At 72.3% G+C, this 13,811-nt stretch carries 12 protein-coding genes; 3 read left to right on the plus strand and 9 right to left on the minus strand.

Annotated elements, in window-relative coordinates; translation table 11 throughout:
• Window positions 1–171: 171 nt before the first annotated feature.
• Window positions 172–780 carry a VTT domain-containing protein gene (locus AB0A95_RS34195; RefSeq protein ID WP_357559904.1) on the minus strand — a complete coding sequence of 203 codons (609 nt, stop codon included), beginning with the start codon at window positions 778–780 and terminating at the stop codon, window positions 172–174.
• Between the two features lie 102 nt (window positions 781–882).
• Entirely contained in the window at window positions 883–1,578 is a 696-nt protein-coding gene (locus AB0A95_RS34200) for a 50S ribosomal protein L11 methyltransferase (protein WP_357559905.1), read from the minus strand.
• A 181-nt stretch (window positions 1,579–1,759) separates the two neighbouring features.
• Here AB0A95_RS34200 and AB0A95_RS34205 point away from each other — a divergent pair, with 181 nt between their 5' ends.
• A complete protein-coding gene (locus tag AB0A95_RS34205; protein WP_007462771.1) occupies window positions 1,760–1,963 on the plus strand; it encodes a cold-shock protein in 204 nt (67 codons plus the stop codon).
• Between the two features lie 48 nt (window positions 1,964–2,011).
• Here AB0A95_RS34205 and AB0A95_RS34210 read toward each other — a convergent pair whose 3' ends face one another.
• The 5 genes from AB0A95_RS34210 to AB0A95_RS34230 all read right to left on the minus strand — a co-directional run bounded on the left by AB0A95_RS34210 (window position 2,012) and on the right by AB0A95_RS34230 (window position 7,216).
• Complete coding sequence (locus AB0A95_RS34210) at window positions 2,012–3,292, minus strand: MFS transporter (RefSeq protein WP_357559906.1); 1,281 nt, start codon at window positions 3,290–3,292, stop codon at window positions 2,012–2,014.
• Window positions 3,289–3,864 carry a metalloregulator ArsR/SmtB family transcription factor gene (locus AB0A95_RS34215; RefSeq protein ID WP_357559907.1) on the minus strand — a complete coding sequence of 192 codons (576 nt, stop codon included), beginning with the start codon at window positions 3,862–3,864 and terminating at the stop codon, window positions 3,289–3,291. Before AB0A95_RS34215 ends, AB0A95_RS34210 begins: the two co-directional genes overlap by 4 nt.
• Window positions 3,865–3,976: 112 nt before the next feature.
• Window positions 3,977–4,858: a hypothetical protein gene (locus tag AB0A95_RS34220; RefSeq protein ID WP_357559908.1), complete on the minus strand. Its 882-nt coding sequence runs from the start codon at window positions 4,856–4,858 to the stop codon at window positions 3,977–3,979.
• 171 nt (window positions 4,859–5,029) lie between these two features.
• On the minus strand, window positions 5,030–6,697 hold the full coding sequence (locus AB0A95_RS34225; protein WP_357559909.1) for a CocE/NonD family hydrolase: 1,668 nt from the start codon (window positions 6,695–6,697) through the stop codon (window positions 5,030–5,032).
• Between the two features lie 3 nt (window positions 6,698–6,700).
• Complete coding sequence (locus AB0A95_RS34230) at window positions 6,701–7,216, minus strand: MarR family transcriptional regulator (RefSeq protein WP_357559910.1); 516 nt, start codon at window positions 7,214–7,216, stop codon at window positions 6,701–6,703.
• Between the two features lie 124 nt (window positions 7,217–7,340).
• Between AB0A95_RS34230 and AB0A95_RS34235 the strand changes: the two genes are divergently transcribed.
• Window positions 7,341–9,431, plus strand: a complete 2,091-nt coding sequence (locus AB0A95_RS34235) for an efflux RND transporter permease subunit (protein WP_357559911.1) — start codon at window positions 7,341–7,343, stop codon at window positions 9,429–9,431.
• Here AB0A95_RS34235 and AB0A95_RS34240 read toward each other — a convergent pair.
• The gene (locus AB0A95_RS34240) at window positions 9,425–10,306 is read right to left on the minus strand and encodes a lytic transglycosylase domain-containing protein (RefSeq protein WP_357559912.1); all 882 of its coding nucleotides are present in this window, start codon (window positions 10,304–10,306) and stop codon (window positions 9,425–9,427) included. The two genes, AB0A95_RS34235 and AB0A95_RS34240, sit on opposite strands and share 7 nt — an antisense overlap.
• A gap of 34 nt (window positions 10,307–10,340) precedes the next feature.
• Window positions 10,341–11,759, minus strand: a complete 1,419-nt coding sequence (locus tag AB0A95_RS34245; RefSeq protein ID WP_357559913.1) for a DedA family protein — start codon at window positions 11,757–11,759, stop codon at window positions 10,341–10,343.
• A gap of 134 nt (window positions 11,760–11,893) precedes the next feature.
• Here AB0A95_RS34245 and typA point away from each other — a divergent pair, with 134 nt between their 5' ends.
• Window positions 11,894–13,762, plus strand: coding sequence for a translational GTPase TypA (gene typA / locus AB0A95_RS34250; RefSeq protein ID WP_357559914.1), 1,869 nt, complete (start codon window positions 11,894–11,896; stop codon window positions 13,760–13,762).
• The last annotated feature ends 49 nt before the right edge of the window (window positions 13,763–13,811 follow it).

The raw sequence follows: 13,811 nt of genomic DNA on the forward strand, positions 1-13,811 counted from the left end.
GCCGAGGGAACCTCGACGCTCTCCGCGTCAGTAGTACCAGGAGAAAGTTCGGCCATTGGGATGCCGAGGGCACCCGAGATCCGCTCCAGGATGGCCTGACCGCCCGGAGCCGGGCACGGCAGGCCCCGCCCCCCACCGCAACCACCGACCCACAGAGCAACCACCCCACCCTCAGCCGGCAACAGCGAACAACCGCCGCCGCGCCCCCAGCAGCACGGCGGACGCCAGCACCATTCCGACCCCCATGGTCACCAGCAGCGGGCTGGGGTCCCCCGGCAGCAGCCCGGCCAGCGATCGGGATGCGGTGCCCAGCGCGAGGTAGAGACCGGCCCAGGCGGCGGCGCCGAGCGCCGCGCAGCCGAGGAATCGGCGGTACGACATCCGTAGCCCGCCGGCGGCCAGCGGCAGCAGCGCGTTGAACACGGGCAGGAACGGCGCGACGACCATCATCCGACCGCCGCCGCGACGCAGGATCCCCTCGGCCGCGGTCCAGCGCGTCTCGCCGATCCAGCCGCCGATCCGGCTGTGTCGCAACAGCTCGGAGTAGCGGCGGCCGATCAGGAAACTCAGCGACCAGCCGGCCAGGCAGCCGACCAGCACCGCGGTGAAGGTCGCCAGCCCGGTGGTCGGGCGGCCCACCCCGACGGCGGCCAGGATCGCCACGTCGCCGGGGACCAGGACACCCAACAGGGGTACGGCATCGAAGAGCATGACGAGCCCGAGCGCACCCATCAACAGCAGGATGGGCAGGTCGCCGATCTGGGCCAGCCATTGCGTCATGTCACACACGCTATGGCCGCCGCACCACTTCGGACATCGGGTTCCAGCCCCCAGGGCCCCCTGGTATCGGTCTCGGGGTCGTCCCCGAGGTGGCGTCCGCACTCAGACGGGTCGCAGCACCCGCACCTGGCGTATCGACGAGTCCACCGAGGGTTCGGTGGTGGGTACCGGGTAGTCGGCCAGGACCGTCAGGCGGTCCGCCGGCAGGTGGCCCCGGTCGGGGTCACCGACCAACACGTCAGCGCCCCTGGCGGCGGCCCTCTGCAGGTAGGGCAGCATCCGGTCGGCCATCGCGCGGTCGTAGAAGACGTCCCCGGCGACCACCAGGTCGGCCTCCGAGCCGGTGTCGTCGAGCAGGTCGTCCCCGAAGACGTCGACGGTGACCCGGTTGGCCCGGGCGTTGAGGGTGACGGCGGCGACGGCGTACGGGTCGATGTCGTTGGCGACCACCTGGGTGGCACCGGCCAGCGCGGCGGCGATGGCCACCAGCCCCGAGCCGGAGGCGAGGTCGAGCACCCGACGACCGGCGGCCAGTTCCGGGTGGTCCAGGAGGTGACGGGCCAGGGCCTGGCCTCCGGCCCAGGCGGACGCCCAGTACGGGGCCGGCAGGGGATGCCCGACGGCAGCCTCCATCCGGGCCCACCAGACGATCGCGTCCTCGGCCAGGTGCAGCCGCACCTCTGGAACGAACGGGGTGGGCATCAGCCGGAGCCGGTCCAGGCCGTTGCCGGGCGCGTCGATCTCGCGCTCCAGCTCGGTCAGCGCGTCGGCTGCGGCACCCCTCATCGGCGCAAGCATGCCCCAGCGGCGGGGGGTCGGGGCAGGTTTCGCGTGCCGGCGCGCAGAGTTCACCCGACTTCACCCGAAGACCTACGGCACTTCGGCCAGCGGATCCGGGTTTTGCCCGTTACTGTCGGACAGGTACGGGCGATCATCGGCCAGAGGCCGAGGGTCAGCCGCTTTGAACAGGGAGAGATGCATGGCAACCGGCACGGTTAAGTGGTTCAACTCGGAAAAGGGCTTCGGTTTCATCGAGCAGGACGGTGGAGGGCCGGACGTGTTCGTCCACTACTCCGCCATCGCCTCGAGCGGCTACCGGGAGCTCAACGAGGGCCAGAAGGTCGAGTTCGAGGTGACCCAGGGGCAGAAGGGTCCGCAGGCGGACAACGTCCGCCCGATGTAGCTCCGTGCCGGTGACGGCGGCTGGTTCCCGGCCGCCGTCGCAGCGCACTCAAGACGCCGCCGGGGCGGCGGGCAGGTCCCGCCGCCTCCGGATCGGCCCGATCAACAGGATCAACGGGGTGAGCGCCAACCAGGCGGTCATCACGAAAATCGCTGTCCCGGGGCCGTAGCGCACGCCGAGGGCTCCGGCCAGGACGGCCGCCAGCGGGATCGTGCCGTAGTTGAGCAGGTGCATGCTCACCGTCACCCGACCGAGCAGGTGGTGCGGCGTGTAGGTCTGCCGGAAGGCCCCCTTGACGACGTTGCCGATGGCCACGCCGAGGCCGATCAGCACCCCGCCGAGAGCCGGCCAGACCAGCCCGGTGCCCGGCGCGGCGAGCGGGATGAGCAGGGCTGGCGGGCCAGCGAGCACCCCGGAGATGAGCAGTGCCCGGGCCGTGCCGCAGCGGCGGCCCAGCGTGGTGGCGAGCAGCGCCCCGATGATTCCTCCGGCGCTCATCACCGCGACCAGCGCGCCCACCAGGCCCGGTGCGAGCCGAAGCTCCCGGACCAGGAAGACCACCAGCACGGCCTGGTAGCCGATCAGCCCGATGTTGCAGGCCGCGCCGAAGACCGCCAGCACCCGCAGGTACGGGTCGCGGATGACGAAGCGCAACCCCTCGGCGATGTCCCGGCGCAGGGAACGGGACCGGTCCGCCCGGCTTGCGCGTGGTTCGACGGTGCGGATCCGCAGCAGGAAGATCGCGGAGGCCAGGAACGTGAACGCGTCCAGCACCAGCGCGGCGACGGCACCGGTGAGCTGGGCGATCAGGCCGGCGAGGCCGGGCCCGACGACGTAGCTGACGGTCTGGGTCGCCTCGAGTTTCGCGTTGCCCTCCGGCAGTTGCTCGGGTCGCAGCACCACCGGCAGGTACACCTGGTCGGCGGTCTCGAAGAAGACCCGCGCGGCGCCGGCGCTGAGGGCGACCACCAGCAGGTGCGCCACGGTCAGCCGGCCCAGCGCGGCGGCCAGGGGGATGCTGAGGAACGCCAACGCGCAGAACATGTCGCACACCACCAGCACCGACCGACGGGGCAGCCGGTCGACCCACGCGCCGGCCGGCAGGCCGATCAGCAGCCAGGGCAGCCAGGCGGCGGCGGTGAGCACCGCCACCTGGAAGGTGCCGGCGTCGAGCACGGCGACCGCGACCAGCGGCAGCGCGACGGTGGTGACGTTGCTGCCGACGCTGCTGACGGCCTGACCGGCCCAGAGCAGCCGGAAATCCCGATGCCGCAGCAACCCGCCGGGCGGCCGGACCGGCAACGGGTCGGCACGGGTGGGCGCGGTCACGGCCGGGCCGGGATTCCGTACGCGAACACGAACACGGGTTGGCGCTCGCCCTCGTCGTCGGGGACAGCGCGCTCGCCCCACCGGGCCAGGAGGCCGATCATCTCGCGGCTCAGCTCGGCCAGCTCGTCGGGAGTGAGGTGCAACCACCTGTCGGTGGAGAACGGGCTGTCCTGCCAGGCGGCCTGCGCCGCGTCGTCGGCGGCGTGCCAGGCTCGGGCGAGGGCGACGTGCCGGTCGAGGGTGAGCGAGGTGGCGGCGTCGGCGACCGCCCGGGCGGCGGGATCGACGTCGAAGTCGGTGTTGGACCAGCGCACCCCCCGGGTGACCAGTCGCCACCACCGCTCGCGTCGATCGCGGGCCAGTTCGGGGGCCTCGCTGACCAGGTCCGCGGCGGCGAGGACCTTGAGGTGGTGGCTGACGTTCGCCGGCGCCTGGCCGGTGCGCTCGGCGAGCAGGCCGACGGTCGAGGGCCCGTGCACCTTGAGCACGTCCATCAGCCGGCGACGCAGCGGGTGGGCCATGGCGGCCAGCACCCGCGAGTCGGTGATGTGGCGCACATCGGGGTTGTCCATGTCCCCACCATGACATCCGCAACGACCATTGCGCAACACATATTGCACAACAGTCGTTGCTGATGTGGTTGCGGAGAGGGGCGGCCCGGCGGCTTCGGGCCGCCCCTCTCGCTCAGGCGACCAGCCGGCGGGACAGCTCGTCGGCGACCTGCTTGGCGATGGTGGGCGGAATGGCCGCCGCGATCTTCTCCGGCGTCAGCCCGGCCAGCACGCCCTGGATCACCGCCGGCTCGTCGGTGAAGTCCCGGCCGGAGAAGATGGTCAGCGCCGCCTGGAGCGCGCTCAACTGCGCACCCAGGCTCTTGAGGTTCGGGTGACCGGTCACCGAGGCTCCGGTGTCGTCGCGGCCCTCCGCCATCCGGGTGTAGATCTGCCCGATCGGGTTGCGGCCGTCGAGCACTGTGATGTTCTTGTGGACGGTTGCCAGCCAGGCGTGTTCTTCGGGGGTCATGTCGATCTCCTCCAGGAGTCCGATGGAGCTCAGGTAGCGACGGAACAGCGGCCGCTGGTCGCGGCCCGCCTTGGTCGCGTCGCGAAAGAAGCTGAAGTGGGTGTGCCAGCGATGCGAACTGTCGCCGGTGGTGCGCTTGCCGAGACGGTCCCACCGCTTCACTGTCGAGCCGTCGGGGCTGTAGATGATCTCTCGGATGTCCCGGGTGTCGGCCGCGTTCGCCGCACACTGCCCCACGCACCAGAGCGAGAAACTGGACAGGGTGTGCGTCCGGCCGCCGGAGCGGACCTCGAAGCCGCCGACGTCAAGCGCCGCCGCGTCGAGGGTGAGGCCACCCTGGTCCCGGGGTGACTCCACCACCGAGTAGTCATTGGTGACCACCCGATCCGATCCGCAGTGGTAACCACCCCGGTGGGCGGGGTCCCCGACGATGCCGACCTCCGCCGGCTCGAGGTCTGCGGCCCGATCGGTGTTCGGGTCGATGTTGAGATGGGTGAGGAGCAGGCTGCGGACAGCCAACAGGTTGGACGGGGCGCGGGTCATCGGCCCCCCTCTCGGATATACGGGGGCCAGACGCAATGTCACACCGCGTGTGCGATGCAAGCTTCAGGTCGGCCCGGTCTATCTCGTGCTCGGCGCCGGGCGATGACCCAACCATAACCCCATCAATGGATGAATGCCCAGGTCAGAGCGATTTATTTTCCGATTGGAAGATCATCGACCAGAGTGGACGACCGGCAACAACACCGCCGACGGGTACGCCGGCTCGTGCAGAACCTGCCGCCAGCCGGCACACAGCGTGACTGCGGTGCCGAGGGGCTCCCCCGTGCCGGGGTTGCGCGCCCACCGCGGATGGGCGCCCCCGGCGACCTGCACCCGTAGCCGGTGCCCGGCCGCGAACCGGTACGCGGTCGGCCAGAGCGCCACCGGGACCCGCAGCGCCCCGGACGCGTCGGCGGGGAAACGCTCGGGGGTCACCCGCACCAGGCCGTCACACACGTTCCACGAGCGACCGCCCCGGTCCACATCGCACAGCCGCACGAAGACGTCCAGGTACGGCAGCTCGCTGCGGACGTGGATCTCGGCGCGGACCGGGCCGATCACCTCGATCGGGCCGACCAGTGCGGCGCTGGTGTAGGTCAGCACGTCGGGGCGGGCCTCGACCGGCCGGTTGTCCACCGGGCCGGCCTGCTTGGCGACCAGCAGCGGCCCACCCAGCGACGGGGTGGGGTCGGTCGGGTCGTACCGGAACGCGTCAGGCGCCGACGCGACCGGGGGGCGCAGCGCCAGCTCACCGCCCGAATGCAGGTGCCAGGCGGTTTCGGTGGCCGGCGGGGGCCAGTCCGGCAGGTCCCGCCAGCCGCCGCCGGGACCACCCACGTGCAGGCGCACCGGGGCGGACGCGGCTCGGCGCGACCGCCCGCCGGCCGGTGGCGCGGTCAGCAGGTGCTGGTCGAGCCAGGCCAGCCCCTCCCGCAGGGCGCCCACGAACAGCCCCGGGCTGCCGTGCGTCCAGGGGCCGATCACCAGACGTGGTTGCGCGCCGGCGGCACGCAGTGTGGCGTGGTCGTCGAGTTGGGCCGGCAGGAAGAGGTCGTGCCAACCGGTGACCATGAGCACCGGCGCCCGCACCCGGGCGACCCGGTCGGCGAAGACGCGCTCGCGCCAGTACGCCGCCTCCGGGGTGTGGTGGCGCAGCCACTCCTGGAAGAACGGGATGGTGACGCCGGTGGCCACCCGGTCGGCGTCGACCAGCGGCAGGTGCGTGAGCGCGGCGGCCAGCCGGGGCTGGCCACGCTTGAGCTCCCACTGCCGGGCCAGCCACGGCACGGTCTGCGCGTGCAGCAGCTCCGCCCAGGTCAGCACGGTGTCCAGGGCGAAGGACTCTCCCGCGTACGTCGAGTCCCGGGTGGCCGAGGCGGTCACCACCGCGACCATCGCCCGCAGCTCGTCACCGGCGTCCGCGGCCAGCGCCCACTGCGCGAAGCCCTGGTAGCTGACCCCGAACATGCCGAGTTGGCCGGACCACCAGGGCTGGCGGCGCAGCCAGTCCAGGGTGTCCACCCCGTCGTCGCGCTCGTGCACAAGCGGTGCGAACGTTCCGCCGGACCCGCCGGTGCCCCGGCAGGCCTGGATCACCGCGTGCCGGCCCCGCGCGGCGAGCAGCCGGCCGAGCAGCCGCAGCGGTCCACCCCGCCCGTACGGGGTGCGGATCAGCACGGTCGGCGCGTCCGGCACGCCCGGGGCGTAGTGATCGGTGCGCAGCACCACACCGTCGCGGGCCCGAACCGGAATGTCGCGGGTGACCCGCACCGGGGCGGGGCGGGTCGGTGGCAACCGCAGCGCGACGCCGGCGAGGCGGGAGACGAGCCGGTCGGGCACCGCTCAGCCCGTCGGTCGGCGGGGCGACTCGGGCCGGGCGGCGCGCACCGCGTCCCGGTGCCCCCGCAATGACTCGCTCATCTCCGCCATGAACCGGTGCACCACCTCCAGCTCGTCCTCGCCGAAGCGGGCCATCACCGTGTCGGTCCGCGCGCCCAGCGGCTGGAAGAACTCCATGGCCAGGGCGGCGCCCTGGTCGGCGTAGTGCAGCAGCACCTTGCGGCGGTCGGCGGTGTCCCGGTCGCGGCGGATGTGACCGGCCCGCTCCAGCCTGTCGACCAGGGCGGTGACCGAGCCGGAGGAGAGGTTGAGCTGTTCGCCGAGGCGGCCCGGGGTGATCGGGTCACCGAGCAGCTCGGCGTCCATCACCGCGATCAGGGCCTGGAGGTCGGTCGGGTTGAGGCCGTGCAGGGTGGCGAAGGCGTGGCCGACGTGTTGGGCGTCCACCGCGTACCGCCGAAGGTTGTTGGTGATCTCCGCGGCCAGCTGCTCGCGGCGCGTGTCGCGCCGTCGGTACATGCCGTGAGTCGCCACCTCGCGCCGCTCTTCCCGTCGTCGGTCCCCCGGGTTGCAGCATAGAACAGCCCTCGATAATCTCGGCCATCAAGATACTTGGCTTTCGAAAGACCTTGAGGTCACAGTGATGTCCCTGTTCACCAGAGTCGCCCGCGGCCGGCTGGCCGCCTGGCTCACCGTGGCTGCCGCGATCGTCGTCGGCGCGGCCGTCTTCGGCACACCCCGGCCGGACAACCCGGCGCCGGTCTCCGCCACCGGCCTGTCCGCGCGGTGGCAGTCGACCCAGGTGCAGCGCCTCCAGGACCAGCTGCCGTCCAGCGACGTGCAGCCGGCCATCGTGGTGGTCAGCCGCGGCGACGGCGGCGCGCTGAGCGAGGCCGACCGGGCCACCGTCGGCGCCCGCGCCGACGACCTGCGCCGCTTCGCGGTGGGTGGGCAGGTCAGCCCGGCCCAGCTCGCACCGGACGGCACTGTGGCCCTCGTCGCCGTGCCGCTGGACACCGCCGGCGGGCAGCAGGCCGTCACGGACGCGGTGACCCAGCTGCGCGCCGCCCTGGCGGACCTGCCCGGCGGGCTGACCGCCGAGGTGACCGGCGCGCCGGCCTTCACCACCGATCTCTCCTCGGTGTTCGACGGCGCGGACGTCACCCTGCTCGCGGTGACCGCCGCCGTGGTCGCGGTGCTGCTGCTGATCACCTACCGCAGCCCGTTTCTGTGGATCGTGCCGCTGGTCGTGGTGGCCGCGACCGAGCAGCTCACCCTGCGCGCGGTGGACGTCATCGTGCCCGCCGTCGGCATCCACCTCCAGCAGGGCCAGGTCACCGGCATCGCCAGCGTGCTGGTCTTCGGCGCCGCCACCGACTACGCGCTGCTGCTCATCGCCCGCTACCGGGAGGAGTTGCGCCGCGAGCAGGACCGGTACGCGGCCATGCGCGCCGCGTTGCGGCGCACCGCCGAGCCCATCCTGGCCAGCGGCGGCACCGTCGTGCTCGGCGTCCTCACCCTGCTGCTCAGCGAGCAGGAGACCAACCGGGCACTGGCGGTGGCCTGCGCCACAGGTGTGGTCTTCGCCATGCTCTCGGCGATGTTCGTGCTGCCCGCCGTGCTGGTGCTCTTCGGGCGCGGCCTGTTCTGGCCGTTCGTCCCCCGCGTCGGCGGCCCGGTGCGCGAGGGCCGGCTCTGGGGTCGACTCGGCGCCGCCGTGCGACGCCGCCCGGTGGTGGTCGCGACGCTGGCCACAGTGCTGCTCGGCGGCCTGGCACTGGGTGGGCTCGGCATCCGCACCGGCCTGTCCGAGACCGAACAGTTCCGGGCCGAACCCGAGGCGGTGACCGGGGCACAGACGTTGGCCAGGGCCTTCCCCGCCGGCAGCACCCAGCCCGTCGCCGTGCTCACCACCCCGGCGGCGGTGCGGGCGGTCACCGACGCCGCCACCGCGGTGCCCGGCGTCGCCTCGGCCCGCCCCGGTGCCGCCGGTGACGCCGTCGCCCAGGTCGACGTGGTCCTGGACGCCGAACCCGGCACCACCGCCTCGGACCGCGCGATCGAGGCGCTGCGCGAGGCGGTGGCCGCCGTTCCCGACTCCGCTCCCCCGGCCGCCGCCGGCGCCGACGCGCCGTCCGGGGCGATCGTCGGTGGGTCCGTGGCCGCCACGTACGACTCCGACGAGGCCAACGACAGTGACCTACGACTCATCCTGCCGATCATCCTGTTGCTGGTCGCCGGGGTGCTGGTGCTGCTGCTGCGCGGCCTGCTCGCACCGGTGTTGCTGGTGCTCACCGTGATCGCGTCGTTCTTCGCCAGCCTCGGCGCGGCCTGGCTGCTCTTCGACCACGTGCTGGGCTTCCCCGCACTGGACAGCGGGGTGCTGCTGCTCGCCTTCGTCTTCCTGGTGGCGCTCGGTGTGGACTACAACATCTTCCTGGTCACCCGGGCCCGGGAGGACGCGCGCGGCGCGGGCACCCGCGACGGGATGCTGTCCGCCCTGCGGGTCACCGGCGGGGTGATCACCAGTGCCGGGGTGCTGCTCGCGGCGGTCTTCGCCGTGCTCGGCGTACTGCCACTGATCACGCTGACCCAGATCGGCATCATCGTCTGCGTCGGTGTCCTGCTGGACACCCTGCTGGTCCGCACGGTCCTGGTGCCGGCGCTGGCGTTCCTGCTCGGAGACCGCTTCTGGTGGCCCGGCCGGCTCACACCCGAACGCCCGGGTCAGTAGCCCAGGCAGACGCACTCGGTCATCAGCGCCCGCACGTTGCGCACGTACGACGGATTGGGGATGGCCAGGGGCTTGCCCTCCTGCGCCACCGCACCGTGCCCGACGTTGTACGCAGCGATGACCGCGTTGAGCAGGCAGGAATCCAACGCGGCGGTGCACAGGGCCGGGTCGAGGCGAAAGTCGGACTCGAAGTACATGTCGCCGATGTACTTGGTGGCCCAGGCCAGGTAGGTGGCACCGAGGCTGGCGTTGTCCCGGTAGTCGTCGATCTGGTAGCTCTGCTCGAACCGCTGGTTCATCCAGGTCGCCGTGGCCGGCATCACCTGCATCAACCCCACACCGCCGTCGCAGGCGTGGATGTTGGACTGCCAGCCGCTCTCCTGCCAGGCGGTGGCCTTGAGCAGGTTGAGCGGCACCGTGATGTCCGGTGCGGAGACCGGCCAGTAGGAACGGCCGGCCGCGTCGGTCAGCGCCGCCTTGACCTCGGCCCGGGCCACCTGGGCACCCTGGTAGGTCGGCTTGCAGGAACTCGGCGCCGGCTTCGGCGGGGCCGGCGGCACCATGGTCTCGGTGGGCGGCTTCGCCACCGCGAGCGGCTTCGGCGCCGTGCGGGTCGGCTTCTTCTTCGGCTTCGGGGACGGCGACGGGGACGCGCGACGACTCGGCGCGGCACCCATCGACTCCACGGCGCTCACCGACGGGCTCGGCTCCGCGGTGACCTCGTCGGTCGGGGCGTCCACCGGCGTGTCGGCGAGCGCGACCGGACCGGCCTGATCCCGCGGGCTCTCCCCCTCGGTGGCGCACCCGACCAGCGCGCCCGACAACAGCAGGCCGGCGAACACCGCAGCGCCCAGCCGAGCGGTCCATCGAACCATCCCGGTGCCTCCCCCGTGTGACAGTCGTCGCACCCTAACAAGGTTCGACCGGTCGGCGGTGCCCCTGCGGCGGCGTCCGGGCCTGGTCGTCCGGCTGCTCCAGATCACCCACCGCCCGGTCCCGGGTGGCCCAGGCGACGATGAACACGACAGTCCAGAGCACCCCGAGCAGCACCGCGGCGGCGGTGCCGCTGGCCGTGTCCAGGCCGAGGTAGAGCCGCGCACCGCCGATGCCGAGCATCCCCGCGGCGGCGGCTGTCCACGCGGCCACGGCCACCGGCCAGCGGGAACCGCGCGACACCAGCCAGGCCAGGGTGCAGAAGCTCGCCGCGACAACGGCGTTCTGGGTGGAGATCGACGCCACCTCGGCAACGCCCGGCGCCGCGGCGTGCGCACCCGTCACCTCGGCGGCCACGGCCAGCACCACCAGCGGCACGAACGCGCCCACGGTGCCGACCACGCTGAGCAGGTCCGCACGCCACGGCCTGTTGCGCCACGCCAGCACCGCGGCCACGAGCCCCACCAGGGCGATCAACACCCATCCGCGGACCACTGACACCACGAGCATCGTGACGTCGGCGGCGTCCGGGGTACGCCGGGCGGCGAACCACCCCGCGATGGCGTCGTCCAGTGCGGCCAACCCGCTGTTGCGGATGGCCACGGCGAGCAGCCCGGCGATGGCGAGCCCGGCGACGAACAGCAGCAGGAGCCCCGCCGCCAGGTTGAGCAGCAGCGTCCAGGCCGGCCCGATCCGCATGGCCACCAGGAAGAACAGCACCCCGTAGCGGGCGGTGAGCCAGCGCACCGGGGGCAGCGCGCCCGCCCGGGACAGCAGCGCGCGGACCGGGTCGGGATTGCGACCCAGCCACCGGCCGACGAGCACCACTCCCACCAGGCCGGCCAGCAGCAGCAGCGCCACCCCGGTGGCCCGGCCGAGCAGCCGGGAAACCGTGTCGTACGACTCACCGGCGAGGTGACCGAGCAGGACCGAGCCGCCCACCCAGGTCAGCGTCCCGGCCAGGTTCCACGGTGCGAACCGCCGGTACGGCATGCCGGCCGCGCCGGCCAGCCGGGGCACCAGGGTGCGGGCGAACGCCACCCACCGGGCGGCGAACACACCGCGCCCACCGAGCCGGGCGAGCATGGCATCGGCCCTGGTCCAGCGGGCCGGGCCGACCCGGTGGCCCAGCCCGGCGCGCAACCGGGGCCCGTAGCGCCGTCCGGCGCGAAAGGCCAGCCCATCACCGAGGACCGCGGCGACGATCATCGCGAGCAACGCCGGCCCGAGCCGCAAGGTACCGTTGTAGGTGAGGAAGCCGACGAGCAGCAGGGTAGCCTCACCCGGCACGAGCAGGCCGAAGATCACCGCGGTCTCGCCCGCCACGATCAGCGCGGCGACCAGGTAGATCCACAGGGCGGGCAGACTCTGCACCCAGGTCAGCAGGTCGTGCACTCAGGCCCCCGGAACACGGGAGTCAGCATGCCAGCCGGGGGATCGACCGGGACAGCAGTTTCACCATAGATCAGGGGCCCCTGGGGGGTGACCCCGACGCGGCCTGCGCGAGCGCAGGCGGAAGGATAGAGGGTATGCAGCTTCGCACCGACCTCCGCAACGTCGCCATCATCGCTCACGTCGACCACGGCAAGACCACCCTGGTCGACGCCATGTTGCGGCAGGCCGGGGCGTACGGCGCCCGGGGCGAGAACACCGAGCGGGTCATGGACTCGGGTGACCTGGAGCGGGAAAAGGGCATCACGATCCTGGCCAAGAACACCGGCGTGCGCTACCTGCCGGCGGACGGCTCCGACCCGGTCACCATCAACATCATCGACACCCCCGGCCACGCCGACTTCGGTGGTGAGGTGGAGCGCGGCCTGACCATGGTCGACGGCGTGGTGCTGCTCGTCGACGCCAGCGAGGGCCCCCTGCCGCAGACCCGCTTCGTGCTGCGCAAGGCGCTGCGGGCCCGGATGCCGATCATCCTGGTGATCAACAAGGTGGACCGCCCCGACGCCCGGATCAAGGAGGTCGTGGACGACACCTACGAACTCTTCCTCGACCTGGACGCCGACGAGGAGCAGATCGACTTCCCGATCGTCTACGCCTGCGCCCGCGACGGCATCGCCTCGCTGACCCAGCCCGCCGACGGTTCGGTGCCGGAGGACAGCACCTCCCTGGAGCCGCTGTTCCGCACCCTGCTGGACACCATCCCGGCACCCGCCTTCGAGGACGGCGCGCCGTTGCAGGCGCACGTCACCAACCTGGACGCCTCGCCGTTCCTCGGTCGCCTCGCGCTGTGCCGGGTCCGCCAGGGCACCATCAGCAAGGGCCAGACGGTGGCCTGGTGCCGCACCGACGGCAGCACCCAGCGGGTCCGCATCTCCGAGATGCTGATGACCGAGGGCCTGGAGCGTAAGCCGGCCGAGACCGCCGGCCCGGGCGACATCATCGCGGTCGCCGGCATCCCGGAGATCATGATCGGTGAGACGCTCGCCGACGTCGAGAACCCGGTCGCGCTGCCGCTGATCACCGTCGACGAGCCGGCCATCTCGATGACCATCGGCACCAACACCTCGCCGCTTGTCGGCCGGGTCAAGGGCTCCAAGGTCACCGCACGGATGGTCAAGGACCGGCTCGACAAGGAGCTGATCGGCAACGTGTCGCTGCGGGTGCTGCCCACCGAGCGGCCGGACGCCTGGGAGGTGCAGGGCCGCGGTGAGCTGGCGCTGGCCATCCTGGTCGAGCAGATGCGCCGGGAGAGCTACGAGCTGACCGTCGGCAAGCCGCAGGTGGTCACGCGCGAGATCGACGGCAAGACCTGCGAGCCGGTCGAGCGGCTGACCATCGACGCCCCGGAGGAGTACCTGGGCGCGATCACCCAGCTCCTCGCCACCCGCAAGGGCCGGATGGAGCAGCTGGTCAACCACGGCACGGGCTGGATCCGGATGGAGTGGCTGGTCCCGGCGCGCGGCCTGATCGGCTTCCGCACCGAGTTCCTCACCGACACCCGGGGCACCGGCATCCTGCACCACGTCTTCGAGTCGTACGAGCCGTGGTTCGGCGAGCTGCGTACCCGCAACAACGGTTCGCTCGTCGCCGACCGGTCCGGTGCGGTCACCGCCTTCGCGATGATCAACCTCCAGGAGCGCGGTCAGCTCTTCGTCGACCCGACCACCGAGGTGTACGAGGGCATGATCGTCGGCGAGAACTCCCGCTCCGACGACATGGACGTCAACATCACCAAGGAGAAGAAGCTCACCAACATGCGGGCGTCGACCTCCGACGAGACGGAGAAGCTGATCCCGCCGCGCAAGCTCTCGCTGGAGCAGGCCCTGGAGTTCTGCCGCGAGGACGAGTGCGTCGAGGTCACCCCGACCGCGGTGCGCATCCGCAAGGTGGTGCTCGACCAGCAGCAGCGGGGCCGGGCCGCCGCCCGCCGCAAGCACGCCGGCTGAGCGCACCAGCACCCGACACCGGGCGCGGGGGGCCCGGGGGGGGGGCGCG

This window comes from Micromonospora sp. NPDC049230 (assembly GCF_040647875.1).
Taxonomy (GTDB): Bacteria; Actinomycetota; Actinomycetes; order Mycobacteriales; family Micromonosporaceae; genus Micromonospora.